Origin of the sequence: Brachybacterium timonense (assembly GCF_900258505.1) — a bacterium.
In the GTDB taxonomy this organism is placed as follows: Bacteria; Actinomycetota; Actinomycetes; order Actinomycetales; family Dermabacteraceae; genus Brachybacterium; species Brachybacterium timonense.
Map to the genome: position 1 here is coordinate 865,615 of NZ_LT984895.1, position 25,119 is coordinate 890,733.

22 protein-coding genes are annotated in these 25,119 nt (G+C 69.4%); 13 read left to right on the forward strand and 9 right to left on the reverse strand.

Annotated features, from left to right (window positions below; translation table 11 throughout):
- Positions 1 to 491 precede the first annotated feature (491 nt).
- Complete coding sequence (locus C8271_RS03675; RefSeq protein ID WP_106506161.1) at positions 492 to 1,505, reverse strand: acyltransferase domain-containing protein; 1,014 nt, start codon at positions 1,503 to 1,505, stop codon at positions 492 to 494.
- Positions 1,506 to 1,690: 185 nt separating this feature from the next.
- Between C8271_RS03675 and C8271_RS03680 the strand changes: the two genes are divergently transcribed.
- On the forward strand, positions 1,691 to 3,598 hold the full coding sequence (locus tag C8271_RS03680; RefSeq protein WP_106506162.1) for a helicase HerA-like domain-containing protein: 1,908 nt from the start codon (positions 1,691 to 1,693) through the stop codon (positions 3,596 to 3,598).
- Positions 3,599 to 3,842: 244 nt separating this feature from the next.
- Here C8271_RS03680 and C8271_RS03685 read toward each other — a convergent pair whose 3' ends face one another.
- From C8271_RS03685 to C8271_RS03700, 4 genes are all read right to left on the reverse strand, one after another.
- The gene (locus C8271_RS03685; RefSeq protein ID WP_170957792.1) at positions 3,843 to 4,436 is read right to left on the reverse strand and encodes a C39 family peptidase; all 594 of its coding nucleotides are present in this window, start codon (positions 4,434 to 4,436) and stop codon (positions 3,843 to 3,845) included.
- Positions 4,437 to 4,748: 312 nt separating this feature from the next.
- On the reverse strand, positions 4,749 to 5,495 hold the full coding sequence (locus C8271_RS03690) for a phosphoglyceromutase (RefSeq protein WP_106506164.1): 747 nt from the start codon (positions 5,493 to 5,495) through the stop codon (positions 4,749 to 4,751).
- 56 nt (positions 5,496 to 5,551) lie between these two features.
- Positions 5,552 to 5,977, reverse strand: coding sequence for a D-aminoacyl-tRNA deacylase (gene dtd / locus C8271_RS03695; protein WP_106506165.1), 426 nt, complete (start codon positions 5,975 to 5,977; stop codon positions 5,552 to 5,554).
- A 111-nt stretch (positions 5,978 to 6,088) separates the two neighbouring features.
- Positions 6,089 to 7,717 (reverse strand): phosphotransferase, encoded by a 1,629-nt coding sequence (locus tag C8271_RS03700; protein ID WP_106506166.1) that lies wholly within the window; start codon positions 7,715 to 7,717, stop codon positions 6,089 to 6,091.
- Positions 7,718 to 7,771: 54 nt separating this feature from the next.
- Between C8271_RS03700 and C8271_RS03705 the strand changes: the two genes are divergently transcribed.
- From C8271_RS03705 to purM, 7 genes are all read left to right on the forward strand, one after another.
- The gene (locus C8271_RS03705; protein ID WP_106506167.1) at positions 7,772 to 8,200 is read left to right on the forward strand and encodes a DUF3151 domain-containing protein; all 429 of its coding nucleotides are present in this window, start codon (positions 7,772 to 7,774) and stop codon (positions 8,198 to 8,200) included.
- A gap of 98 nt (positions 8,201 to 8,298) precedes the next feature.
- On the forward strand, positions 8,299 to 9,597 hold the full coding sequence (locus tag C8271_RS03710; RefSeq protein WP_106506168.1) for an adenylosuccinate synthase: 1,299 nt from the start codon (positions 8,299 to 8,301) through the stop codon (positions 9,595 to 9,597).
- A 16-nt stretch (positions 9,598 to 9,613) separates the two neighbouring features.
- Positions 9,614 to 10,015: a sterol carrier family protein gene (locus C8271_RS03715; RefSeq protein WP_106506169.1), complete on the forward strand. Its 402-nt coding sequence runs from the start codon at positions 9,614 to 9,616 to the stop codon at positions 10,013 to 10,015.
- Positions 10,012 to 10,809 carry a copper homeostasis protein CutC gene (locus C8271_RS03720; protein WP_106506170.1) on the forward strand — a complete coding sequence of 266 codons (798 nt, stop codon included), beginning with the start codon at positions 10,012 to 10,014 and terminating at the stop codon, positions 10,807 to 10,809. The genes C8271_RS03715 and C8271_RS03720 overlap by 4 nt, the downstream gene beginning before the upstream one ends.
- Positions 10,806 to 11,234, forward strand: coding sequence for a hypothetical protein (locus C8271_RS03725; RefSeq protein ID WP_106506171.1), 429 nt, complete (start codon positions 10,806 to 10,808; stop codon positions 11,232 to 11,234). The genes C8271_RS03720 and C8271_RS03725 overlap by 4 nt, the downstream gene beginning before the upstream one ends.
- Positions 11,235 to 11,341: 107 nt before the next feature.
- A complete protein-coding gene (gene purF / locus C8271_RS03730; protein ID WP_106506172.1) occupies positions 11,342 to 12,874 on the forward strand; it encodes an amidophosphoribosyltransferase in 1,533 nt (510 codons plus the stop codon).
- Positions 12,871 to 14,013, forward strand: a complete 1,143-nt coding sequence (gene purM, locus C8271_RS03735) for a phosphoribosylformylglycinamidine cyclo-ligase (protein ID WP_106506173.1) — start codon at positions 12,871 to 12,873, stop codon at positions 14,011 to 14,013. Before purF ends, purM begins: the two co-directional genes overlap by 4 nt.
- 107 nt (positions 14,014 to 14,120) lie before the next feature.
- Here purM and C8271_RS03740 read toward each other — a convergent pair whose 3' ends face one another.
- Positions 14,121 to 14,318: a DUF3073 domain-containing protein gene (locus C8271_RS03740; RefSeq protein ID WP_106506174.1), complete on the reverse strand. Its 198-nt coding sequence runs from the start codon at positions 14,316 to 14,318 to the stop codon at positions 14,121 to 14,123.
- Between the two features lie 185 nt (positions 14,319 to 14,503).
- Between C8271_RS03740 and C8271_RS03745 the strand changes: the two genes are divergently transcribed.
- Positions 14,504 to 15,682, forward strand: coding sequence for an alpha/beta hydrolase (locus C8271_RS03745; RefSeq protein ID WP_106506175.1), 1,179 nt, complete (start codon positions 14,504 to 14,506; stop codon positions 15,680 to 15,682).
- Between the two features lie 28 nt (positions 15,683 to 15,710).
- Positions 15,711 to 16,259, forward strand: a complete 549-nt coding sequence (locus C8271_RS03750) for a hypothetical protein (protein ID WP_212591317.1) — start codon at positions 15,711 to 15,713, stop codon at positions 16,257 to 16,259.
- A 12-nt stretch (positions 16,260 to 16,271) separates the two neighbouring features.
- Here C8271_RS03750 and C8271_RS03755 read toward each other — a convergent pair whose 3' ends face one another.
- Positions 16,272 to 17,399: a lysylphosphatidylglycerol synthase transmembrane domain-containing protein gene (locus tag C8271_RS03755; protein WP_245920857.1), complete on the reverse strand. Its 1,128-nt coding sequence runs from the start codon at positions 17,397 to 17,399 to the stop codon at positions 16,272 to 16,274.
- A gap of 53 nt (positions 17,400 to 17,452) precedes the next feature.
- On the opposite strand from C8271_RS03755, the gene pcrA reads away from it, so the two are divergent.
- Positions 17,453 to 20,101, forward strand: coding sequence for a DNA helicase PcrA (pcrA, locus tag C8271_RS03760; protein WP_106506176.1), 2,649 nt, complete (start codon positions 17,453 to 17,455; stop codon positions 20,099 to 20,101).
- 51 nt (positions 20,102 to 20,152) lie between these two features.
- Here the strand turns inward: pcrA and C8271_RS13670 are convergent, their stop codons facing one another.
- Entirely contained in the window at positions 20,153 to 21,058 is a 906-nt protein-coding gene (locus tag C8271_RS13670) for a GNAT family N-acetyltransferase (protein ID WP_138774513.1), read from the reverse strand.
- A 172-nt stretch (positions 21,059 to 21,230) separates the two neighbouring features.
- Positions 21,231 to 21,671, reverse strand: a complete 441-nt coding sequence (locus C8271_RS03770) for a hypothetical protein (RefSeq protein ID WP_212591318.1) — start codon at positions 21,669 to 21,671, stop codon at positions 21,231 to 21,233.
- Between the two features lie 220 nt (positions 21,672 to 21,891).
- Between C8271_RS03770 and C8271_RS03775 the strand changes: the two genes are divergently transcribed.
- On the forward strand, positions 21,892 to 23,520 hold the full coding sequence (locus C8271_RS03775) for a Re/Si-specific NAD(P)(+) transhydrogenase subunit alpha (protein ID WP_106506177.1): 1,629 nt from the start codon (positions 21,892 to 21,894) through the stop codon (positions 23,518 to 23,520).
- Positions 23,520 to 24,965 (forward strand): Re/Si-specific NAD(P)(+) transhydrogenase subunit beta, encoded by a 1,446-nt coding sequence (gene pntB, locus C8271_RS03780; protein ID WP_106506178.1) that lies wholly within the window; start codon positions 23,520 to 23,522, stop codon positions 24,963 to 24,965. Before C8271_RS03775 ends, pntB begins: the two co-directional genes overlap by 1 nt.
- Positions 24,966 to 25,119: the final 154 nt, after the last annotated feature.

The window sequence follows — 25,119 nt, forward strand, 5'->3', positions numbered from 1 at the left end:
CGCACGTAGGAATTGAAGCCCGAGGGAGGTGAGGGCGTATCTATAAAGGTCTTAAGGTAGGGAGCTTCCGGGAACGGTAAGTTGTGCATCGCTTGTTTTTTTTACAGGCAGAGGCCGGCATCCGGTATCAGGCTTGGTCACGTGGGAGCGGAGGTGTGAATGAGGGCCACGCCTCAGTCCCGATTCCCTCCACCCGCCTCGAAGCCCCCGCCCGCAACGGTCGGCAGGACCCGGCCAGATCGGGTGTGCGTGGGTCGAGCAGGCCACGCTGGGGCGGGCCCACGCGGGTTAGGCGGGCCCGGTCAGGGAAGGCCCGCGCGGGTCGAGCAGGCGCGCCACGCACGCACCCGAGCAGGCGCGCCACGCACGCACCCGAGCAGGCTCGCCACGCACGCACCCGAGCAGGCTCGCCACGCACGCACCCGAGCAGGCTCGCCACGCACGCACCCGAGCAGGCGCGCCACGCACGCACCCGCGGACTCAGCTCGCGATCACGCGCGTCGCATATGCCCGGCGCCGCCCAGCCAGCCGCGCCCATCGAGGAAACGCTCCACCAGCCCATCACGCAGACGCGAATCTCGAGGCAGCTCCGCTACGTCGTAGGGCGGACGCTTGCTGAACACGAAGAACACGGCGTCCTTCTCCGCATCCCAGGTGTTCTTTACATCCCAGCGCAGGGCGAAGTGCCCCAGGTTCGAGTCCGCCCCGAGCATGGTGGCCAGCTCGTGGTTGATCATCCACGAGTGGCACTCAAAGTCCGTGCCGAACGGTGGGTATCCCTCGTGATCGAGATCCGCGAAGTGCTCCCGGGCGAAGGCGGACATCCGCTCCAAGGACTCGTCCACCGACGTCGGCGTCAGCGGGCCGGTTGCCGGGATGTGCAGTCCGAGCACCCAGCGGCCGGGCTGCTCCGACGATGCCCCATCCAAGAAGGTCGTGCGATGCAGGTCGATCTGCAGCCGGCCCAGCCAGAAAAGTCGCCCCGTCCAGTTCATGGCAGTCCAGCCGACGGTGTGCAGGCCCAGCTCGCCGAACACGCGCCGATGCACCACCGTCTGCTGGCCGAGGTCAGCAAGCGACGCCCAGGATGTGGTCTCGTCCACGCCGCGGGCGCGATGCCAGGCGCGCACCACATCGGTGCCGACCACGTGTGCGAGGATCGCGATCAGACCCTGGCCCGGCACGATCCGTTCCTGCAGCTCGTTCCACGCCTTCTGCTCCTGCTCAAGCGCAGGCGTGGGCGCCGTCAGCCCAGCGCCGGCACGCAGCAGGTTCGCGCCGCGGGTCACCTCAGACAGGATCTCGTCGTCGGCTGTGACAGCGGGGATGAGCGCGCGCAGCTCCTCCTGGTCGATCCCGCGAATGCCCAGCAGGTCCAGCAGCGTCGGAAACGACGGGGCGGTGAGCATGAGGCGTACCGCGTCGGGCTCGAGCTGGTACCCGGGGCGGACCTCGGTGACGGGATCGCCGATCAGCTGCGGGCGGGCATCCTGGTTCTCGCGCATGGGGCCAATCTACTGGCCGACGGTTCACAGCCGACGGTGCGCGTCCGATTGGTGCGGGCCGCTGAAGATCGGCCCGGCCACGTGGGACGCCGCATGGCACGCGGCCGCTTGGCGCGGGCCGCTGACTGTCTGGCGACGCACTGCGGCGGGCCCGTCACTGTGCCGGGACCATTACGATCAAGACCATGACGCATCCGGAGCCCACCAGCGCCCCCATCGCCCCTGAACAGTCTGCCGGTGCCGGGCATGAAGCCAGCACGCAGTCGGCCCCGAGCGGGGAGCGTACTGGTGCCGCGGATACCGCACCCGCAGCCGGGCATGACACCAGCACGCAGTCGGCCCCGAGCGGGGAGCGTACTGGTGCCGCGGATACCGCACCCGCAGCCGGGCATGACGCCAGCACGCAGCCGGCCTCGAGTGGTGACCGTGCCGCTGCCGCGGATACCGCACCCGCTGCCGAGCTCAGCGAGTCGGCGCGCGCGGTGCGTGACGCCTACGCCTTCGAGGGCGGCCGCATCCACATCGGCGCCATGATCGAGAACGGCGAGCCGAACCCCGGCGTCGCCGTCAACCTGCCGGTTGCGATGCTGAATCGGCACGGCCTCATCGCCGGTGCCACCGGTACCGGTAAAACCCGCACCCTCCAGGTGATTGCCGAGCAGGCCGCTTTCGCTGGCGCTGCCGTGTTCGTGGCCGATATGAAGGGTGACCTCTCCGGTATCGCCGTTCCCGGCCCTGCTTCCGACAAGCTCACCGCACGCGCCGCAGCCCGCGGGCAGCAATGGGTCTCTCGCGCCGCCCCCACCGAGTTCTTCAGCCTGGGCGGCCAGGGTGACGGCGTGCCGATCCGCACCACCGTCAGCGACTTCGGCCCGATCCTGCTGTCCAAGGTGCTCGACCTGAACGAGACCCAGGAGAGCTCGCTCGGCCTGATCTTCCACTACGCCGATAGCCACGGCCTCGCGCTGCTGGATCTGAAGGACCTGCGCGCCCTGGTGCAGTTCCTCACGGCCGACGACCAGGGCAAACAGGAGCTGAAGAGCATCGGCGGCATCTCCAGCGCCACCGCCGGGGTGATCCTGCGCAAGCTGACCGCCTTCGAAGCCTCTGGGGCCGACGTGTTCTTCGGTGAGCCCGCTTTCGACGTCGAGAAGCTACTGCGCACCGCCGAAGACGGCACCGGCATCATCTCCTGCCTGGAGCTTCCCAGTGTGGCCCAGCGGCCCGAGCTGTTCTCCACCTTCATGATGTGGATGCTTGCCGAGCTGTACCAGGAGCTGCCTGAGGTAGGGGACCAGGACGTCCCGAAGCTCGTGTTCTTCTTCGATGAGGCGCATCTGTTGTTCAAGGACGCCTCCAAGGCGTTCCTTGAGCAGGTGGTGCAGACGGTGCGGTTGATCCGCTCCAAGGGCGTCGGCGTTTTCTTCGTGACCCAGACTCCGAAGGACGTGCCCGGCGACGTGCTGGCTCAGCTCGGCAACCGCGTCCAGCATGCGCTGCGTGCCTTCACGCCGCAGGATGCGAAGGCGCTGAAAGCAACCGCCTCCACCTTCCCGACCTCCGAGCATGACCTCACCGAGGTGATCCCGGCGCTGGGCACCGGCGAAGCGATCGTCACCGTGATGAGCGAGGACGGCGCCCCGACGCCCGTTGCGATCACGGCGGTGCGCGCGCCGGAGTCCGCCATGGATCCCGCGGGTGAGGACGTCATCGCGAACGCGGTGAAGGCGTCGCCGCTCATCGCCGAGTACGGCACGGTGGTTGACCGCGAAAGCGCCTACGAAATCCTCACGCAGCGCGCCGCCGACGACCAGGATGAACGTGCGCAGGCTGAGCAGGAAGGATCCGCACAGGACGAGGCGCAGCAGCCGTCGGCCGCCGACGGGCGTGATACTGCCCAGCGTGGTGGCTCTGCGACCGCACCGCATGCTGCAGGGTCGCGTGGCCGCTCCGGTGGCGGCTCCACGTCCCGCGGCAAGGACGAGGGCGTGCTCGACAATCCCGCGGTGAAGTCGTTCCTGCGCTCGGCCGGCACGGTGCTCGGGCGAGAGATCACCCGATCGCTGTTCGGCACCCGGCGCCGACGCCGCTGAGCGATGCCCCACGCGGGCGCTTGCCCGCTCCGGGGTTCCCCGCTCAGTGGTGGCGCCAGCCACAGAGTGAAGCGGGCCAGCGCCGGGGCGACGCAATGACACAGCGCCGGGGCGGTGGATCCATATCGAATCGCACCGCCCCGGCGCTGACCAGGGGGTCGAGTCAGTGACTCACGGGGGAGAGAAGCCCTGACTCGTGCGTGAACCCAGACTCCCGGGGGAGAGGAGTCGCGGGCTCAGGAGGTCACCAGAAGTAGCCGCGCTCGGCGCACAGGGTGGCCACGCGGTCGGCAGGCACCCAGTACACGCCCTTACCGTCGAAGTTCGCGGAATCGGCGATCAGCAGGTCGCGGTTGTCGTTGTAGCCCACCACGGTGGTGAAGTGCCAGATGGTCGAGCCATTCGCGTAGCCGTTGGGGTAGGAGTGCGGCGGCACCACCCAGTTGCACACGGTGGCGAAGCCGGTGTCGATGTTCTTCTTGACACGGTCGAAGAAGACGGCCTTCTCCTCCGGCGTCGCGTCGCCGCCGGCGATCCACTGCTCGCGGTAGGTGGCGTCGGGGATGTTCTGGGTGAGGACAGGGGCGATCGCGCCGAAGTTGGTGCCGTCCTGGGTGGTGCCGAGCTGCTGGGCGAGAGCCTCCAGACCGGGGGAGCCGGCCTTCGCGGTGATCGCCATGTGCACGGCGGAGGGACCGCACCAGAAGAAGGTCGGCTGCACCACGTACTCGTACTTCAGAATGTGGTCTGCGGCGAACGCGGGAGCGGTGACGGCGGCGCCGAAGCCAGCCAGGACGGTCGCGCCGGCGGCGCGCAGAGCGGAACGACGGGTGAGCATCGGGGAGTCCTCCATGCAGATGTCGAGGTCAGGGGCCCACGGCGATTCGGAGGTCAGGGGCGCGGGCCGCCGTTATCCGCCTCGCGTGGTACACCTGCCACGCTACGGGCGTTTGCCGAGGTCGGGCCATCGGCCATCAGTGCCGACTTCTCGGTGATCATTCGTCGATGTGGCACCTGCGATGCATCCCGTGGTCCGAAGGTGCCGGTCGGCGGTCACCGCAACAGATGAACGGCGGGCCCATCCCTATAAAGACAGGCCCGCCGATGGAGTGCTCATGCCCGCACGCTCAGCGGCACGCGGGCACGGTGGTCACTTCTTGCCCTGGTTCGCCACGGCCTCCGCAGCAGCCTTCGCCGCCTCCGGATCCAGGTAGCGGCCGCCCTTCGTGACGGGACGGAAATCCTCATCGAGCTCGTACACGAGCGGCTGGCCGGTGGGGATGTTCAGACCCGAGATCTCCTCATCGGAGATGTCATCGAGGTACTTCACCAGTGCCCGCAGGGAGTTGCCGTGTGCCGCGATGAGCACCGTCTTCCCGGCAGCCAGATCGGGCTTGATGCCCTCCTCCCAGTAGGGGAGGAAACGGGCGACGACATCCTTGAGGCACTCAGCCTTCGGCAGCTGCTCACCCAGGTCCGCGTACTGCGGATCGCGATCCTGGCTGAACTCGGTGCCGAACTCGATGTCCGGCGGCGGAGTGTCGTAGGAACGGCGCCAGGCCATGAACTGCTCCTCGCCGTACTTCTCACGGATCTCCGACTTGTTCAGGCCCTGCAGTGCGCCGTAGTGACGCTCGTTCAGACGCCAGTCGCGGCGCACCGGGATCCAGTGGCGGTCGGCGGCATCAAGCGCCAGGTTCGCGGTCATGATCGCGCGACGCAGCAGGGAGGTGTGGACGACGTCAGGCGTCACCCCGGCGGACTTCATCAGCTCGCCGCCGGCGGCCGCTTCCTGGAAGCCCTTCTCGGACAGCGGCACGTCGACCCAGCCGGTGAAGAGGTTCTTCGCGTTCCATTCGCTCTCGCCGTGGCGGAGCAGCACGAGTGTGTAGGTCATGTCACCACCCTACGCGGCGAGGTCGGAGAGATCGAAGGACTCTCGCGGGCGTCGGGTCACACGTCCAGCACGATGGTGAACGGTCCGTCGTTCGTGAGCGAGACCCGCATGTGCGCCCCGAACCGACCCGTCGACGCCGCGACGCCCCGTTCACGCACCGCCTGCACCACCTGCTCCACGATCGGTTCCGCCACAGGGCCGGGGGCGGCCTTCGACCACGACGGGCGGCGCCCCTTGCGTGCATCCCCGTACAGCGTGAACTGCGAAACGATCAGCACCTGCGCCCCTGCATCGAGCACCGAGCGCTCGCCCTCCAGGATCCGCAGCTCGCAGATCTTCCGGGCGATCGTGGCGACCTGCTCGGGACCGTCGTCGTGGGTGACACCCAGCAGCACCAGCAGGCCTTCGCCATCGACGAGGCCGACGGTTTCGCCGTCGACCGTGACCTCAGCTCCATCGACTCGTTGCAGCACAGCACGCATGGCTCGAGGCTATCCGGTGAGACTCCCCGGACGCTCAGCCGCGCACGGCCTCGTCCTCGCGGAGCGCCGGGGCATCGCATGAGCAGCCTGAGTGCTCAGCCGCCCGCGGCCTCACAGCTGCAGTGAGTCGATCCGTCGTTCCTGCGTCGGGCCGTCGTCGGTCTCGTCGATGACCGGGTGCTGGAGGCTGTCAGTGGAATCGAGTGGGACCGTATGGCCCAGTTCCTCGTCCCCGCCCCCGGACTCGAACGCTGCGTGTCCCGTCTCCTGGCCAGCCATCGACTCGGGCGTGCGGGCCTGCTGCACGACCGTCGGCGCCGTCGGCGCCCCGATCTGCACGCCCGCTGGCGGGGCAACCGCTTCCGACGGGCCCGGCTGCGGCGGGCGGGATGGCATCGACGGATGCTGATCACGCACCCCGGTGCGATGCGGGCCATGCGGATGGGAGCTGCTGCGCGATCGCTCGATGCTCTGCGCCTGCTCCACCCAGCGCTCCGCGACCCGCACAATCGCCTCCGTCGCCGCTTCCCAGGCGGCCTCCTGCTGTCGGTGAGGCCCGGTGGCCAACGACAGCACCACAGCCGCGGCGCGCAGAGCCAGCTCCGTCGGATCCACGCGCGAGGTGAACACCGACTCCCACGCCGTGATCGCGTCCTGCACGCGCCGCTGCGTGTCCCGGTCGATCCGCCCGGAATTGCCGTAATCCGCCAGCACGCTCAGGTGCGCCAGAAGGCACGCCAGGTCATCGGCCCGGCGCCCGGGGCCGACGGTGTCAATGTCGAGCAGACCCACCACGCGGCCGCCGTCGACGAACACCTGCGCCTCATAGAAATCACCGTGCACCACGTCATGCGGGTGCATGTCCTGCCGACGCTCCAGCAGGGCGAGCCCCTCGCGGATCGACCGCACCAGCGTCTCCAGGCGTGGACGCAGCGCCGGCACCGAGCTCGACACGATCCCCGCATAGAAGTCCGCGGAGTCCGTCCATGGCGGGCGCAGCGGCAGCGTGTACATCGAGGCCGGCAGGCGGTCAAGCAGCGCCACCAGATCCTCGCCCCGGCACGCCGCCGGACCCTCCTCGATCACCGCGCGAGACAGCGGACGCCCCGGCAGCTCCTGGAGAACCACCAAGCCGTTGTGATGCGCGATCACCTCCGGCACCGGCACCCCGGTGGCAGTCAGCCGCTGATGACGCTCCACGATCTCCCCACTGCGATGCGGCTGCATCACCTTCAGGAACACCGCCGAGGACCCCTGCGAGACGCGCAGCACCGCACGTCGGCCCGGCCGATACGAAATGACGTCAATGCCGATCGGGGCGCTCGGGTCAGGGCCCAGCACCACGCCGATATCGTGCAGCGTGCGACCCACCACATCGGGGTAGCAGACCAGCGGCAGCATCGGCAGCCACGGGTCATGCGGATAGCGCCACACCCGCACATTGATGTCGCCGTCGGTCATCACCAGGGTCTGCTCGGCCACGTGCACGTGCTTCTCGCGCTCGCCGATGTGGGCGCTCGCACCGAACAGCTCTTCGCGCGCCGGTGCCTGTGGGCCATCGAGATCCGGCCACGACACCATCGTCCTGAATAGGGCCTTTGTGCTGCGGCCGGGGCGATGGTCGACATGGTCGAGCTGCCAGGAATGCAGCACGCCGCCGGAGTTGCCGACGGCCGAGCGCAGGAGCCCACCGGCGTCGGGCCCCGTCAGCAGCTCTGAGCCGTCCTGGGTGTGTGCCATGGGTCGTTTCTACCAGGTGAGGTGATCAGCGTGCGCAGGAACTACCATGGCGGGATGCCTGACACGATTTCTTCCGGCCCCCGCCAGAATCTCCTGGGCACCCCGGAGACCCGCCTGGCCGAGGACTTCATCGACGTTGAGATCGCCGACCGTTTAGACGACGGCGCCGAGCCGTCTGACCTCGCCCGGGAACACCCCGAGTCGCCCCTGGTGTGGGGCACTCTCGCGCAGGACGCCCTCGCCGAAGGTGAGGAGATCACGGCCTACGCCTGTGCACGCACCGGCTACCACCGGGGTTTGGATGCGCTGCGGCGCGCCGGGTGGCGCGGCCACGGCAGGATCCCCGCCGCGCACCGCCCCAATCGAGGTTTCCTGCTGGCCCTCGTGATGCTGGGGGAGACGTCGCGCCGCCTGGGCGATCAGGCCGAAGTCGACCGCGTCCAGGAGTTCCTCGCGGAAGCGGACCCGACGCTGCTGACCTGACTCCCTGCCGCCGCCGCAGCCCGGCTCTGCTGCGCTGAGGCTGCCTTGGTAGGATCCCTGCGGTTTCGCGCCCTCACCTCAACCTCTCAGGAGCCGCTATGCCCGCCGTCGTGATCGTCGGAGCCCAATGGGGCGATGAGGGCAAAGGAAAAGCCACCGACCTGCTCGGCGAGCGGGTCGACTACGTGGTCAAACCCAACGGCGGCAACAACGCCGGTCACACCGTGGTGGTGCGCGGCGAGAAGTTCGAGCTGAAGCTGCTGCCCGCCGGCATTCTTTCCCCGCAGGTCACTCCCGTGATCGGTAACGGTGTGGTGGTGAATCTTGAGGCGCTGTTCGAGGAGATCGACCTGCTCGCCGCCCGCGGCGTGGATACCGACCGGCTGCGCATCAGCGCGAACGCGCACGTCGTCGCCCCATACCACCAGACGCTCGATAAGGTCACCGAACGCTTCCTGGGTAAGCGCGCCATCGGCACCACGGGCCGCGGCATCGGCCCCACCTACATGGACAAGGCCGGGCGACTCGGGATCCGCATTCAGGACCTCTTCGACGAATCGATCCTGCGCCAGAAGATCGAAGGCGCCCTGCGGCAGAAGAACGAACTGCTGGTCAAGCTGTACAACCGTCGTGCCGTCGACGTGGAGGAGACGGTGCAGGACCTGCTCGCCTACGCCGACCGCCTGCGCCCGATGGTGGTGGACACCACCATCCTGCTCAACGATGCTCTCGACCGTGGCGAGGTGGTGCTCATGGAAGGTGGTCAGGCCACCTTCCTGGACGTCGACCACGGCACTTACCCGTTCGTGACCAGCTCGAACCCCACCGCCGGTGGGGCGCTCACCGGAAGCGGTATCGGGCCCGCCCGCGTCAGTGGCGTGATCGGTATCGTCAAGGCATACACCACCCGTGTGGGTGCCGGCCCGTTCCCCACCGAACTGTTCGACGAGGACGGTGAACGCCTGCAGCGGGTGGGCCACGAAGTCGGCGTGAACACGGGCCGTCCGCGCCGCTGCGGCTGGTACGACGCCCTCATGATCCGCCATGCCGTGCGCATCAACTCCTTCACCGACATCGTGCTGACCAAGCTTGACGTACTCACCGGCCTGGAGCAGGTGCCGATCTGTGTGGCCTACGACGTGGATGGCGTCCGCCATGACCAGATGCCGATGACACAGACCGAGTTCCACCACGCCCAGCCCATCTACGAGATGATGCCCGGCTGGAGCGAGGACATCACCGCCTGCCGCAGCCTCGACGAACTGCCCCAGGCTGCGCGCGACTACGTGCAGCGCCTCGAGGAACTCGCCGGCTGCCGTATCAGCGCCATCGGCGTGGGGCCCGACCGTGCCGACACCATCGTGGTGCACGACCCGCTGGGACAGCGCGCCCGCTGACCCGTCGTCCTTCGCTATGACCCGCCGCACCGACCCCGACGCTGGCCGCGCCGCCCTCACCGCATGGGCCACGGCCACCGAACCTCTGCCTCGCCGCATCCTCGCCACTGCCGTGCGCTGGAGCCTTGAGCTCCTGGCCGACGAGTTCCCCGGCCGCGCAGTCGAGGTGCGCGTCCCACCCCACGGCGCCGTGCAGGCCGTCGCAGGGGTGCGCCACACGCGCGGCACCCCGCCTGCCGTGGTGGAGACCGACGCCGCCACGTGGCTCGCGCTCGCCAGCGGCGACCTGGACTGGGCCACGGCTCGCCGCACCGCGCGCGTGGACGCCAGCGGTGAACGGTCCGACCTGACAGAACTGCTGCCGCTGCCTGGCGTGCGTCGACTGGTCGCGCAGGCACGAGCCGAGGAGGGCACATGAGCATCGCCGTTGAGATCGCCGTGCAGGACCTGGCCGGTCTCGAGGTCGCCGCGCATGCTGGCGCCGACCGCGTCGAACTGTGCACGGACCTGGACCGCGGTGGCGTGACCGCGCCCGTCGAGCTCGTGGAGCAGGCCGTTGCCCGCGCCCGCGAGCTCGTCGCCGCCCGCGACGCGCGCGCCCACTTCGACGTGCATGTGCTGATCCGCAGCCACGCAGGCGCCGACGACTTCCTGGGCAGGCCCGAGGAGTTCACGTACAGCGCGGAGCAGATCGACCTGATGGCCCAGCAGGCCCGCGACAGCGTGCAGGCGGGCGCCGCCGGCGTCGTGCTCGGTGTGCTGGATGCGCGTGCCCGGGTGGACGTCGGCGCTCTGCGCATCCTGCGCGACGCGGCGCTCGAGGCCGCACAGCAGGAGATGCGTGGCCTCAGCCTCACCTTCCACCGCGCCGTCGACACGTTGCCGGACCGGGCAGCGCGCTGCGCAGCGGTCGAGGTGCTGGTCGCGGAAGGCTTTCACCGAGTGCTCAGCTCAGGGGGAGCACACTGTGCAGTGGACGGAGCCGACGACCTCGCCGCTATGGTGAGGGCCGCCGACGGGCTGCTGGACGTGTGTGCCGGTGGCGGGGTACGCCCCGCTGACATCGCCGCACTGGTCCACAGCACAGGGGTGGGAGATGTCCACCTCTCCGCGCGGCGCCGTCCCGGAGCCGACCCCGCGCCCGGGGTCGCCCCCGGAAGCACTGATCCGGCGATCGCCACCGCCGCCGTCGACGCAGCAGGAGCACTGTGACCGAGCCCGAGAGTATGCAGCAGCAGCGAGAGGACGCCACTATCGGCTCCGACGCGGACCACCGCAGGACCGTCGAGGAGGCCACAGGCGCCACAGGCGCCGTGGAAGTCGCGGACGCTGCGGATGGCGCGGACACCGCGGATGCTGCGGACGCCGCCGATACCGCGGACGCCACGACCACTGTGTACGTGCGCCGCTCTCGCACCCCGAACCTGGCGTTCTGGGTGGTGCTGTTGATCCTCATCTCGTTCTTCGGCGGAGCCCTCGCTGCCGTGCTGCGCGGCGCCCTGAGCCTGGCCGCTATCTTCAACGCCGCGATGTTGGGGGCCGTTGTGATCGGTGTGCCGCTGACGGCGGTGGCCGCTGGCGTGGACACCATCATGGTGCGCCGCCGCGCCCGCACGCTGGAGCGCAGCCGCCGCTGATCCGACCTAGCGCCTCGCCGACCACACCCCGTCAGCGGACACCAGCCACTGAGCGGACCCCGCCCCCGTCGCGTACTGAGCCCGCTGCGCTGTGGCATCATGGATGGGTGCGACGAGGTGACGGAACGCTGTCCCACGACCTGCTGCCCGGCGAGAAGGGACCCCAGGACGCGTGCGGCGTCTTCGGTGTGTTTGCCCCCGGAGAAGAGGTCGCCAAACTCACCTACTTCGGCCTGTATGCCCTGCAGCATCGCGGTCAGGAATCTGCGGGCATCGCCGCGTCTGACGGCCACCAGATCATGGTGTACAAGGACATGGGCCTGGTCTCGCAGGTGTTCGACGAAGCCTCCCTGGACACGCTCCAGGGCCATATCGCCATCGGCCACACCCGCTACTCCACAACCGGCAACTCCATCTGGTCCAACGCCCAACCCACCCTCGGGCCGCGCCCCGACGGCACCGTGGCGCTCGCTCACAACGGCAATCTGGTCAACACGCGTGAGCTGCTGAACCTGCTCGCTGAGCGTCGCCACGAGCTGCGCAAGAGCGAGATTGCGCGCGGTTCCACCACCGACACCTCGCTTGTGACGGCTCTGCTGAACACCTCCGGATCGCTCACCGATGCGCTGCGAGACCTGATGGGGCGCCTGCGCGGCGCCTACTGCTTCACCCTCATGGACGAGACCACCCTGTACGCGGCTCGAGACGCCCAAGGGATCCGCCCCCTCGTGCTCGGCCGGCTTGAACGTGGCTGGGTAGTGGCATCCGAGACGGCCGCCCTGGACATCTGCGGTGCGAGCTTCGTCCGCGAGGTCGCCCCCGGTGAGCTGCTCGTGATCGACGAAGACGGCCTGCGCAGCGAGCAGGTGCTCGAGCCGCAGCCGCGCGGCTGCGTGTTTGAACACGTCTACCTGGCCCGGCCCGACACCCGCATCGACTCGCGCAGCGTGCACGAGTCCCGCACGCAGATGGGTCGTGCTCTCGCGCGCGAGCACCCCGTTGAGGCCGACCTGGTGATCTCTACGCCAGATTCCGGCACACCCGCCGCGATCGGCTACGCCCAGGAATCCGGCATCCCCTACGGGCAGGGCATGGTGAAGAACGCCTACGTGGGCCGTACCTTCATCGAGCCCAGCCAGACCATCCGACAGCTCGGCATCCGCCTCAAACTCAATCCGCTCAAAGAGGTCATCGGCGGCAAACGCCTGGTCGTGGTCGACGACTCCGTCGTGCGTGGCAACACGCAGCGCGCCGTTGTGCGGATGCTGCGCGAAGCCGGTGCCCGCGAAGTGCATGTGCGCATCTCCTCCCCGCCGGTGCGCTGGCCCTGCTTCTACGGCATCGACTTCGCTACCCGCGCCGAACTGATCGCCAACGGCCTGGGCATCGAGGAGATCGCCCGCTCCCTGGGCGCCGACAGCCTGGGGTACATCTCGCTGGACGGCATGATCGCGGCCACCGGACAACGCGCCGACCGCCTGTGCACCGCATGCTTCACCGGCGAATACCCCATCGACCTGCCTGCCGACGAAGGCCTGGATGGGCCGGGCATCGCCCCGCGGACGCAACAGACCGTCGCCGCCGTCGACGGCAACGTCGATGATGCCGACGACACCGTGACGAAGGACGTGACCGCATGAGCAGCCAGCCTCCCACCGACGGCATCACCTACGCCGCCGCCGGGGTCGACACCGCCGCCGGTGACCGCGCCGTCCACCTCATGAAAGAAGCCGTGGCCGCCACCCACGGGCCCACCGTGCTGGGCGGCCTCGGCTCCTTCGCCGGACTCGTGGACGTCAGCGCACTGAAGGATTACGACCGTCCGCTGCTGGCCTCCAGCACCGACGGCGTCGGCACGAAGATCGCGATCGCCCGCGTCCTGGACCGTCACGACACCATCGGCCAGGACCTCGTGGCGATGGTTGTGGACGACATTGTGGTCGCAGGCGCCCGGCCGCTCGCCATGACGGACTACATCGCCTGCGGCGCCGTGGTGCCGGAACGGATCGCGGACATCGTGCGCGGCATCGCCGACGGCTGCGCGCTCGCCGGATGCCCGCTCGTGGGCGGAGAAACTGCAGAACATCCCGGGCTCATGGCACCGGAGGACTACGACGTTGCGGGCGCCGCCGTCGGCGTCGTGGAGGCCGACGCGTTGCTCGGCGCGCACCGCGTGCGCCCCGGCGACGTGGTGCTCGGCATGGACGCCTCGGGCCTGCACTCCAATGGCTACTCCCTGGTGCGCGCCGTCGTGGACGCCCGCGGTGCTGCCCTCGACGAGCATGTCGAGCAGCTCGGCCGAACCCTGGGGGAGGAGCTGCTGGAGCCCACCCGCATCTACACCGCCGACATGCTCGCCCTGCTTGAGGAGCCGGCGATCGGCGACGGCATCCGGGCCCTCAGCCACGTGACCGGCGGTGGGCTCGCCGCGAACCTTGCCCGCGTGCTGCCGCAGGGCCTCGCAGCCCTGCTCGACCGCGGCACATGGACGCCGCTACCGGTGTTCTCCCTGGTGAAGACTTGGGGGCAGGTGCCGCAGCTCGACCTTGAATGCACCCTGAACATGGGCATCGGCATGGTGGCGGTGATCGCTGCCGACCAGGTGGATGCCGCACAGGCACTGCTGCGTGAGCGCGGACTCGATTCCCGGGTTCTTGGGCGCATCGTCGCCGAGGATGAGCTACCCGCCGCGCGCGCTGAACTCGACCACGCGGTTCGCGGGGCCAAGGGCGTTGATGGCGGCACGGTGATGCTGACGGGCCAACATCCCGGATGGTGACGTGCCGAGCACGCTCCGAATGCGCGACGACCAGGCGGGCAGAGCCGCCTGGTCGGTGCGGGTGGAGCGGCCGCGCTCAGTGCTGGCGAGCGCTGTACGGCCTCACGTCAACGGCGGCGCGCCGGAGCGGAGTCCTCGTCGGCCCAGTCGTCGGCGTCGTCATCGGCCCACTTGTCGTACGGATCCTCACCGGAAGACTTGGCCTGGAGCTCCCGCTGCAGGGCGGAAAGGTCCGTTGGCGGGCTGTAGTACTTGAGGTCCCGTGCCACCTTGGTCTGCTTGGCTTTCTGTCGGCCACGACCCATGGATCTGACCCCCTGTGCGTCGGCTATTGGGGCGCGTCGAGCGCCCGGAAGATGGCTGTGATTCGGGACCAGATAGTACATGGTGCCGATGCAAAGAGGCCACCGCGCCCGCGCCGATGTGGCCGAAGCGTCATCCTCGCCAGGGCTTTTGCTGATTCGCCGCACCCGGCGGGAGGGCATGCCTGATGCAGTCGCCGATACCTGAGCTCAGAGGCGAAGATCCCGTCTTCGGTGCGGGGTGGGCGCTGTACGAGATCGACCTCGGGGTCGACGACGAGGGGCCCGTGGTGGCTTCCCTTGTACACCGCGAGAGAGGCGTGACGCCGTTGGCGGATTGGGACAGCCGTCGTGGACGCCGCGATCCCGAGCAGCGCCATGCAGTCGAGCAGCGCCATGTCGTCAAGCAAGGCCGTTCCGTCGAGCAAGGCCATTCCGGCGAGCAACGCCATGTGGTCCGGCAGCATGATGGCGATCAGGCCGATGCACACGTCCACCAGCAGGGCCCCCACGGCGATGACCCCGCGGCGCCGCCACCGATCCTCGTGCTGCACGGCTGGTCCGACTACGTGCTGGACCGCCACCTGCTGGACCGGCTAGGCGAGCAAGGCCATGACGTGTGGGGACTGGACCTGCGCAAACACGGCCGTAGTCTGCGTGCGGGGCAGACCCCCACTGAGATCGACCACCTCAACCGCTACGACGAGGAGATCGGTGCGGCCCTGCGTCTGATCGGCAGGCCACCGGTGATCCTCGCGCACTCCACCGGAGGCCTGACGGCGACCCTGTACGCCCAGCGGCACCCGCGCGCGATCCGGGCGCTCGCCCTGAACTCGCCCTGGCTGGAGATGCATCTGGGTGCCGTCGTGCGCGGACTCCTGCATCGGCCCGTCGGCGGCCTGGCGCGGTGCCGTGGCGCCCGACGCATCCTGCCGGTCGGCATGCCGCATTACGCTCGCACCACGCACCGGAACTGGGGTGGACGCTTCGACTATGAGCTTGACTGGAAACCGCCCGGCGGTCACGCCTTCCCGGCCGACACCCTCGCTGCTGTGCTCGATGGGCAGCGACGCCTGGAGGCCGCGGGGCCGCTCGCCATCCCGGTGCTCGTGCTGCGCTCCGACCGCAGCGTCGTCGGCCCCGTCTTCACCGAGTCGATGCGGCGCGCCGATACCGTGCTGGACGTGCGCACCATGACCCGGGCGGCGTGTCGACTCGGCTCTGACGTGCAGATCGACGTGATCCCCGGTGCTCGCCACGACGTGTTTCTCTCCGACGCCGACGCCCGTGCGCGCGCGATCACCGCTCTGGAGAGGTGGCTACGTGCGCTCAGCCCGGCCGCATACGATGTGCCCGAGCGCACCTGACCGTCGGCCCGAAGCGAAGGAGGCGAGGATGACTGACACCTCCGCTCTTCGCGCACATGCTGCCGAGCTGCGTCGCGCGGCCGACCGCTTCAGCCTGATTCGCCTGCGCCTGGGCAACGTGATCGCCCGCGCCCGCGACAGCGAGGACGCCGACGTGCACGCCACAGTGCGCGACATCCACGAGCACTGGACCGCCGTCGAGTTCACCGAACTGGGCCGTATCGCCACCGGGCTGCGTACCTCCGCCAAGCGCATGGAGGGTGCTGCGATCCAGATCGAACGCAGCAGCAGACGCCGCCTGGGTGGCTATGCGGGCGCCGGTTTCCTGGGGCGTGGCGACGATGCGCGACGGAAAGTCCAGCAGGTCGCCCGCTTCGTCGGCTCTCGCCACGGTGCAGGCATCGGATGGACGACGGTCGAGACCGGCTCTGACCTCAGCCCCGACGCCGGGGAGAGCTTCCTCCCGCACCCCTCGCACACTCTCGGTGCCGCCACACCCGGGTACTTCGGGGCCACCCCTGACTACAGCGTGATCACGCCTAACGACGATGAGGCCGCGCTCGACGGCGAGTCCTGACGACGCAGCCGCTCACGAATCGACTGGCCCCAAGGGGCGCGTTCGTACCGAACGCGGCACCGCTACCGCTGCTGCGCCGCCCGCGAGCACCGGCACCACCAGCGTGACCAGCGCGAAAAGCAGCATCGCCGATGCCGCCTGACCCGCGCCGAGCCCGAGCGCCACGAGCGCCGCTGCCCCCACGGTCTCCGTCACGCCGGCGCCGCCCGGCGTGATCGGCACCAGTGACAGCACCCGTGCCAGCGCAAACACGGCCACGGCAGCGGTGAGCGAGAGCTCCGCTCCCACCGCCTGCAACGCCAGCACGAAGGCGACCGCTTGCACGACACGCGCAGCGAGAGTGGGCAGCAGCAGAGCCACCCAGCGGGTGGCCAGCAGCTCCACCAGCCCATCGCGCACCGGCATCACCACATCCCGCACCTGACGAGCATCAGTGGAGATCAGCTCGAGCCGGCTCAGCAGAGAATCCAGCAGCGACCGGTTCAGCACCACGGCGCCCAGCGCAAGAAAGACGGCTGCGATGGCGAAGATACCGAGGACCGCACCGATACCGCCGGGCAGATCCAGGCTCGCCCCCGTGCCGTACACAGTCGCCGCCCATGCGCCCAGGCCCACCAGGGGCAGCAGGACAGAGCTGACAACCACCTCCACGAGTGACGCCGTGATGAGGCCGACGAGGATCACGCCCATCGTCAGGCCCGCGCGATGCAGCAGCCACCCCATCAGCCCCATCCCGGCCATGCCGCCGCCGGGGATCACGAGCATCATGCCGCTGGCTGCCGCATGCGCATGCACGCTGCGGCCATATCCGGCGCCCCGCGCCGCCGCGCTGACCGTAAGCGCCTCGAGCGCGATCGCCAGAACACCGAGCAGCACCATTACCACCGGCGCCCAGGCCGGTACCGACGTCAGTGCCGCGAAGATCTGGGTGCGAGAGCTGCCGGTCGCCCACGGCAGCCCGAACCACAACAACGCGAGGACCAGCAGTACCGATCCGATCGCCAGCATGATCCGCCCCGGGCTCAGCGCCGGGCGCTTGGTGAACGCTCCGATGCGGTCGCGCAGGGGGCCACTGGCAGAGATCGCCGAGTCGACACGCCCTTCCGGTCGGGGGTCGGCCCCGTTCTCTCGAACTGGCATGGCGCGATCCTCTCACGCGCACCGTGACAGACGCCGCCTATCCTGGAGCCCTCATGAGCTCCCTGTTCGATGATCTCTCCTTGCCCGACTCCTTCCGTCGCCTCGATGGTGTTCGGGCGGATCCGCATGCCCCGGGGCGTGACGGATCCACCGAGCAGGCGCCGCCCGTGGAGGACGCGCCACCGGAGGAGGACGCGCCACCGGAGGAGGACGCGCCACCGGAGGAGGACGCGCCACCGGAGGAGGACGCGCCGCCGGAGGACGGCTGGCTCCCTCCCACCGAGCAGGAGCTCGCGCATGGTGGTGCCGCGCACGCCCTCACCGACCTCAGCGACCTGGTCGACGGCCTGAACCCGCCGCAGCGCGAGGCTGTCGAGCATCGCGGTAGCCCGCTGCTCATCGTCGCAGGTGCCGGCTCCGGGAAGACCCGTGTGCTCACCCGCCGTATCGCGCACCTCCTGCGCTCCGGCGAAGCGACGCCCGGCGAGATCCTCGCCATCACCTTCACGAACAAAGCCGCCGCCGAGATGAAAGAGCGTGTGCAGGAACTCGTCGGCCCCGCAGCGCGCAGCATGTGGGTCTCGACCTTCCACTCCGCCTGCGTGCGCATCCTGCGGCGCGAAGCCACGGCTGTGGGCCTGAAGAGCTCCTTCACGATCTACGACAGCGCCGACTCGCTACGTCTGATCACGACCATTGCCAAAGATCTCGAGCTTGACACCAAGAAGAACGCGCCGCGCGCCCTTGCCTCTCGTATCTCCTCGCTCAAGAACGAGCTGGTGGACCCGATTGATTACGCGGACCAGGCGGAGTCGGCGAAGAATCCGTTCGAGAAGACCCTTTCGCGGATCTACACGAACTACACCGAGCGGCTGCGGCAGGCCAACGCCGTGGACTTCGACGATCTCATCGGCCTGACGGTGCAGCTGCTGCGCGAGAACCCCGCTATCCGCGAGAACTACCGTCGGCGTTTCCGCCACGTGCTGGTCGACGAATACCAGGACACCAACCCCGCGCAGTACGCCCTCGTGCGCGAACTCGTGGGGGAGGACCCACGGGCGGACCTCACCGTCGTGGGCGACTCTGACCAGTCGATCTACGCATTCCGTGGCGCGACGATCCGCAACATCATCGAATTCGAACAGGACTTCCCGTCGGCCCGCACCATCGTGCTGGAGCAGAACTACCGCTCCACACAGAACATCCTCACCGCCGCCAACGCCGTGATCGAGGAGAACCAGGGGCGACGGAAAAAGAACCTGTGGACCGACCACGGTCAGGGCGACAAGATCACCCTGTACGTGGCCGACGACGAACAGGCCGAGGCACGCTACATCGGCCGCCAGATCGACGCACTCGTGGACAGCGGCCGACGCGCTGGAGACATTGCGATCTTCTACCGCGCCAACGCCCAGTCCCGTGCCCTTGAGGACCAGCTGATCCGTGTGGGCCTGCCCTACAAGGTGATCGGCGGCACCCGCTTCTACGAGCGGCGCGAGATCAAGGACGCCATCGCCTACCTGCAGGTGCTCGCGAACCCGGCCGATGAGATCAACCTGCGGCGCATCCTGAACGTCCCCAAGCGCGGCATCGGCGACCGTGCCGAGGCGATGATCGCCGTGTTCGCTGACCAGGAACGGATCGGCTTCGCTGAGGCGCTGCGCCGCGCCGAGGAAGCGCCGGGCCTTGCCACGCGGTCCCTCAACGCGATCCGCACCTTCGTGGCGATGATCGATGATCTGCGCGAGATGGTGCGTGAGGGCGAAGGCCCGGCTGTAGTGCTCGAGGCGATCCTCACCAAGTCCGGATACGAGGCATCGCTGCAGGGCAGCGATGATCCGCAGGACGAGTCCCGGCTGGAGAACCTGGCCGAACTGATCAGCGTGGCCGCCGAGTTCGAGGCGCAGCTCGAGGCCGCCCAGGCTGCGGCGAGTGAAGCGGATGATGAGGACGGTGATGGCGAGGCTGATACCCCTGAGGCGGACCTCATCGACCTCTTCCTGGAGAAAGTCTCCCTGGTGGCCGACGCCGACCAGCTGCCCGGCGCCGAAGACCAATTCGTCACCCTGATGACGCTGCACACCGCGAAGGGTCTCGAGTTCCCCGTCGTGTTCCTCACCGGTCTCGAGGACGGCACCTTCCCGCACCAGCGCACGCTCGGCGATCCCGAGGAGCTGCAGGAGGAACGGCGCCTGGCCTACGTGGGCATCACCCGCGCCCGGGAGAAGCTGTACCTGACGCGCGCCCAGATGCGCGCCACCTGGGGTGCGCCCCAGTTCATGCCCGCCAGCCGCTTCCTCGACGAAGTGCCCGAGACCGTGCTCGACGTGGCCCGTGCCGGCTCGAGCCTTGCCGGCAGCGGGTACGGATCCGCCAGCAGCTACGGCGGACGGGGCGGATCCTGGTCCGCCGACGGCTACGGGGCCGGCGCGTCACGGCGCGGACCATCCTTCAGCGGTGGTACCCGCGGCGGACGCAGTGACGTGAAGCGCCCCAGCTTCGGCTCTGGCCGCGCGCCCCGCGCCGCCGCTGACCTGCCACAGCTCGCCATCGGTGACCGCGTCACCCATGACTCCTTCGGCATGGGCACCGTCACCGACGTTGCCGGAGTCGGGGAGAAGACCCAGATCGAGGTGCAGTTCAAACCGCCCCACGGCACCAAGCGACTGCTGCTGCGCTACGCACCGATCACGAAGCTCTGAGCGCCGGGCGAGAGCGGGGCCTCCTGCGCGAGGCGGGCCGCACGGATGCGCTCAGGGAGCGACGACCTCGACCTCGATCCCTTCGGGGTCCTCGCCGTACCAGGCGACATGGTCCTCGCCACCCGCGTGCGGGTAGCGCTCGGTGAACAGCTCATGCCAGCCGTGGGCGGGTGCGTCGGCGCGCAGCGCATCCAGAACGGCACGGGACCCGACCCGCAGCGCCACGTGGTTCATGCCCGGCGCGAGACGGTCGGCGCGCTCGCCGCGGACCGCGTCGGACTGCTCGAGCACGAGGTAGGAGCCGTCAGGATGATGCCAGACCCTGCCCTGGTCCCACCCCGGGATCCTTCGGGCCTGCCAGCCGAGGGTCGTGAGCAGCCAGTTCCAGGCCGGCGCCGAGGAGGCCAGGTCGGCGGTCCACAGCTCCAGGTGATGCAGCCCCGCGGCATCGCACAGCGGTCGCGTCCAGGTCCGCACGCTCGCCCCGGCGGGGTTGTCGGGACAGGGGCGCGGCTCGCCGCTCGGCACGTAGCACAGATGCTCCCAGAACGGATCGGCTCCTTCCGCGTTCGTGCTCACCACGCCCAGGCGCATCGTGGAGAGGCTCCCTTCGGCGATGAGCTGGGTGAGGACGCTGTCGTGGAGCAGACGCCCCAGCCCCTGCTGCGCACAGTCCTCCCGGATCAGGAGCAGGCCTATGTGCGCTGTGCCCTCGACGGGCCAGTGCCGCACGATGTCGCACAGCCCCAGGAGCTCCGCTCCATCGCCGGTGAGCAGGCCCCACACGGTCTTCGCCGCCGGTGACGCACCCGGCGGCATCGTGGAGAGCACGGCGGCGCCGTCCGCGGCCCCCACATCTCGACCGAAGACGCGCGATGTGTACCCCGGCGAGCCCGCGAGCAGGTCCTGCACCAGCGGTGTGTCAGCGGCGGACAGGGGGCGGACGCTCCAGCTCATTCATCCCTCCTTGACGAGAGTTGATGGGACAGGCCGCATCTGGGGCCGAGCGTCAGTGTGCCACGGGGCTGCCGGGCGGAGCGGACCGCCAGCCGCACGAGCGTCGCGGTGAGCCAGGCGGAGGAGGCGAGGTGCAGCAGCAGCGCGAGGCATCCCAGCACCGCCCAGCCCGTCAGCGCGCCGGCCGTGCACCCAGCACCCCGACCCCCATCCCCACCAGCCCGAGAGTGGCGCGGGCTGTGCCCGCGGGATCCAGGCGGGTGCGCAGGACGGTGGGCCACAGCGTCAGCAGCGTCGCGCTCACCGTCAGGCCGACGGAGAGCAGGCGGATCCGCAGCACCTGTCGGGGCCGGGACTCCTCGCCGAGCCGGGTCTTCAGCAGCGCCTCAGCGAAGTGCTGGCCCCAGACCATGATCGAGGTGGTGATCAGCCCCAGGGTCACCATGTGCACGATCAGCCAGCGCGACTGGGGGACCCACGGATGCGCGACGACGGCGACCACCAGCAGCAGCATCCAGACCGACACCGGACGGGCCGCACGGCGGTGCCACGAGCGGCGGCCGGAGGCGGCGGGACGGACGGGACCGTCAGTGGGATCCGGGGCTGTGGGCATGTCCTTCTCACGGTCGGCGGAGCGGCGGGGACGGGACCACGGAGCGCCGCAGGGACTCCGGGAGCCTAGGGGGCGGTCCGCCCTGCGGGGCTGCGAAGGTCCCCGAAGGGGACGAACGCCGCGCCGAAGCGCCCCTCCCACCCCTACGCTAGAGTGTCGGGCCCGGTCTTCGGCCGCCGCCCGTCCTCGGCCGACCCCTCGTCCCCAGGAGCGACTGCGCATGCTCATCGGCATCCCGCGAGAACCGGATCCCGCCCAGGCGGTGGTCTCAGCCACCCCGGACACGGTCACCAAGCTGATCCGCCTCGGCTACGAGGTCCAGGTGCAGTCGGGAGCAGGCGACCGCGCCGCCTTCCCCGACCAGCAGTACGCGCAGGCCGGGGCCGCCGTGGTCGGGGACGAGGTGTGGGACGCCGACGTCCTCATCACCCTCGACGTCCCCCCGCAGGAGCTGCGCGAGCGCATCCGCCCGGGGCGCGTCCTCATCTCCCGGATGGCCCCCGGTCGTCATCCGGAGCTCGTCGAGGAGCTCGAGTCGCGGGCGATCACGGGCCTGGCCGTGGACGCCGTCCCGCGCATCTCCCGCGCACAGTCCATGGACGTGCTCTCCTCCATGGCGAACATCGCCGGCTACCGCGCCGTGATCGAGGCGGCCGGGGTGTTCGGCCGTCTGTTCACCGGCCAGGTCACCGCCGCCGGGAAGATCCCGCCGGCCGAGGTCTACGTGATCGGCGCCGGGGTCGCCGGGCTCGCCGCGATCGGCACCGCGAACTCGATGGGAGCCGTCGTCCGCGCCACCGACCTGCGCCCGGAGGTCGCCGAGCAGGTCGCCTCGATGGGTGCGGAGTTCGTGCCGATCCCCGCGGCGGCCGAGCGGTCGGAGGACGGCTACGCCAAGGAGATGACTGCCGAGCAGGCCGCGGCGGCCGCTCGGCTGTATACCGAGCAGTCCGCCGCCACGGACATCGTCATCACGACCGCCAACATTCCCGGGCGCGCCGCCCCACGCCTACTCACCGCCCAGGACGTCGCCGGCATGCGCCCCGGCAGCGTGATCGTCGACATGGCCGCCGCCAGCGGCGGCAACTGCGAGCTGACCGTGCCCGGTGAGGTCATCACCACCGACGGTGGGGTCACCATCGTGGGGCACACCGACCTGGCCGGCCGCCTGCCTGCCCAGGCCTCCCAGCTGTACGGTCAGAACATCGTCAACCTTCTCACCCTGATGACGCCCGAGAAGGACGGGATGCTGCAGATCGACCTCGACGACGAGATCATCCGCGGCATCACCGTCACCCGTGCCCGCATCGACCGCGAGGGTGAACGGCCCCGCGTTGTGGCCGACGTGCTGTGGCCGCCGCCACCTGTGCAGGTCTCCGCCGCCCCCGCGACCGGCGCCACAGGCGCGAACGCCAACGCCCACGCGGCTGGCGCAGCAGCCGGTTCCGGTGACGCCGCGCAGATGGGCGCAGACGATCCAGAGGCGGACGCGGCCTCGGGAAATCGCCTGGGCCGTGGCGTCTGGGCGGCACTCGGGGTACTGCTCGGCGCCGGCCTCATCCTCGCCAGCCCGCTCGCGGTCGCCGGCCAGTACGTGGTGCTGCTGCTCGCTGTCGTCGTCGGCTTCTACGTGATCACCGCCGTCACCCACGCGCTGCACACACCCCTGATGAGTGAGACCAACGCGGTCAGCGGAATCATCCTCGTGGGCGCGATCCTGCAGGTGGGCTCCAGCAACTGGGCCGTCAGCGCCCTCGCCTTCCTCGCCATCGTGGTGGCCTCGATCAACATCTTCGGCGGGTTCACCGTCACGCACCGCATGCTCGGCATGTTCAGGAGGGACGCCTGATGGAAATCGAGCTGCTCGCATGGGCGCTGCGCCTGTCCAACCTGGCATACATCATCGCCGCCCTGCTGTTCATCCTCGCGCTCGCCGGGCTGTCGAAGCAGACCACGGCCCAGCGCGGCAACACCTTCGGCATCATCGGTATGACCATCGCCGTCGGCGCCACCATCCTGCGCGCCGTCGCCGTCTCCCACGCCGAACCGGACACCCAGCATCCGGCACTGGTGACGCTGCTGCTGATCATCCTCGCCCTGGGCATCGGTGCCGTGATCGGCGTGCTGCGCGCCCGCCGCGTCGAGATGACTGGCATGCCCGAACTGATCGCCATGCTGCACAGCTTCGTGGGCTTCGCCGCCGTGCTGATCGGCTACAACTCCTTCCTCGAACCGCAGGGCGTCACACCTGACGTCGAGGTGTTCCACCTGGCCGAGGTGTACCTGGGCATCTTCATCGGTGCGATCACCTTCACCGGTTCGATCGTCGCGTTCCTGAAACTGTCGGGCCGCATCAAGGGCGCCCCGCTCATGCTTCCGCTGCGGCACCTGCTGAACCTCGCCGCGATCATCGTGGTGGTGCTGCTCGGGGTCGGCTTCGTGCTCACCGACGGGCACGGGCCGCTCGCCTGGGGCTGCCTGCTGCTGATGACCGTCATCGCCCTGCTGATCGGCGTGCACATGGTGGCGGCGATCGGTGGCGGCGATATGCCCGTGGTCGTCTCCATGCTGAACTCGTACTCCGGGTGGGCTGCGGCTGCTGCCGGTTTCATGCTCGGCAACCCGCTGCTGATCATCGTCGGCGCCCTCGTGGGCTCCTCCGGCGCGTACCTCAGCTACCTCATGTGCAAGGCCATGAACCGCTCCTTCGTCTCCGTGATCCTGGGCGGCTTCGGCTCCGACGGCGGTGCGGTTGCCGAGGACACCGACCACGCGCCGCACACGGAGATCACCGCTGAACAGACGGCAGCGTTGCTGAAGGGCGCCACAAAGGTCGTGATCACCCCCGGATACGGCATGGCTGTCGCGCAGGCTCAGTACCCCGTGGCGGACCTTGCCCGCACGCTGCGCCAGGCCGGCGTGGACGTCACCTTCGCGATCCACCCCGTCGCCGGGCGCCTGCCGGGCCATATGAACGTGCTGCTCGCCGAGGCCAAAGTGCCCTACGACATCGTGCTCGAGATGGACGAAGTGAACGACGACTTCGCTGGCGTGGACGTGGTGCTCGTGATCGGCGCCAACGACACCGTCAACCCCATCGCGGAGCAGCCCGGGTCGCCGATCGCCGGCATGCCGGTGCTGAAGGTGTGGGAGGCGAAACATGTGGTCGTGTTCAAGCGCTCCATGGGCGCCGGCTACGCCGGTGTGCAGAACCCGCTGTTCTTCCACGAGAACACCGACATGCTGCTCGGGGACGCGAAGGCCAGCGTCGACGCCATCAACGCGGCGCTCTGATCCGGCTCCGGGGAGGGCTGATCCGTCTCCGGGGCGGGCTGGTCCGGCTCCGGTGGCGGGTTCAGGCGGGTTTGGTCTGGGGGATGTCGAGTGGTGGCGGTATTCGTGGAGCCGTGCCAATACTGCCGCGGCTCCACGAATACGTCCCTCGATG

Coding starts and splice junctions, on each gene's coding strand:
- C8271_RS13670 (WP_138774513.1), bottom strand. CDS start 21,058: ATGAGCTGGAGCGTCCGCCCCCTGTCCGCCGCTGACACACCGCTGGTG.
- C8271_RS03710 (WP_106506168.1), top strand. CDS start 8,299: ATGCCCGCCGTCGTGATCGTCGGAGCCCAATGGGGCGATGAGGGCAAA.
- C8271_RS03770 (WP_212591318.1), bottom strand. CDS start 21,671: ATGCCCACAGCCCCGGATCCCACTGACGGTCCCGTCCGTCCCGCCGCC.
- C8271_RS03745 (WP_106506175.1), top strand. CDS start 14,504: ATGCAGTCGCCGATACCTGAGCTCAGAGGCGAAGATCCCGTCTTCGGT.
- dtd (WP_106506165.1), bottom strand. CDS start 5,977: ATGCGTGCTGTGCTGCAACGAGTCGATGGAGCTGAGGTCACGGTCGAC.
- C8271_RS03680 (WP_106506162.1), top strand. CDS start 1,691: ATGACGCATCCGGAGCCCACCAGCGCCCCCATCGCCCCTGAACAGTCT.
- C8271_RS03750 (WP_212591317.1), top strand. CDS start 15,711: ATGACTGACACCTCCGCTCTTCGCGCACATGCTGCCGAGCTGCGTCGC.
- C8271_RS03775 (WP_106506177.1), top strand. CDS start 21,892: ATGCTCATCGGCATCCCGCGAGAACCGGATCCCGCCCAGGCGGTGGTC.
- C8271_RS03690 (WP_106506164.1), bottom strand. CDS start 5,495: ATGACCTACACACTCGTGCTGCTCCGCCACGGCGAGAGCGAATGGAAC.
- C8271_RS03755 (WP_245920857.1), bottom strand. CDS start 17,399: ATGCCAGTTCGAGAGAACGGGGCCGACCCCCGACCGGAAGGGCGTGTC.
- purM (WP_106506173.1), top strand. CDS start 12,871: ATGAGCAGCCAGCCTCCCACCGACGGCATCACCTACGCCGCCGCCGGG.
- C8271_RS03675 (WP_106506161.1), bottom strand. CDS start 1,505: ATGCGCGAGAACCAGGATGCCCGCCCGCAGCTGATCGGCGATCCCGTC.
- C8271_RS03685 (WP_170957792.1), bottom strand. CDS start 4,436: ATGCTCACCCGTCGTTCCGCTCTGCGCGCCGCCGGCGCGACCGTCCTG.
- C8271_RS03740 (WP_106506174.1), bottom strand. CDS start 14,318: ATGGGTCGTGGCCGACAGAAAGCCAAGCAGACCAAGGTGGCACGGGAC.
- pcrA (WP_106506176.1), top strand. CDS start 17,453: ATGAGCTCCCTGTTCGATGATCTCTCCTTGCCCGACTCCTTCCGTCGC.
- C8271_RS03705 (WP_106506167.1), top strand. CDS start 7,772: ATGCCTGACACGATTTCTTCCGGCCCCCGCCAGAATCTCCTGGGCACC.
- C8271_RS03700 (WP_106506166.1), bottom strand. CDS start 7,717: ATGGCACACACCCAGGACGGCTCAGAGCTGCTGACGGGGCCCGACGCC.
- C8271_RS03715 (WP_106506169.1), top strand. CDS start 9,614: ATGACCCGCCGCACCGACCCCGACGCTGGCCGCGCCGCCCTCACCGCA.
- pntB (WP_106506178.1), top strand. CDS start 23,520: ATGGAAATCGAGCTGCTCGCATGGGCGCTGCGCCTGTCCAACCTGGCA.
- C8271_RS03720 (WP_106506170.1), top strand. CDS start 10,012: ATGAGCATCGCCGTTGAGATCGCCGTGCAGGACCTGGCCGGTCTCGAG.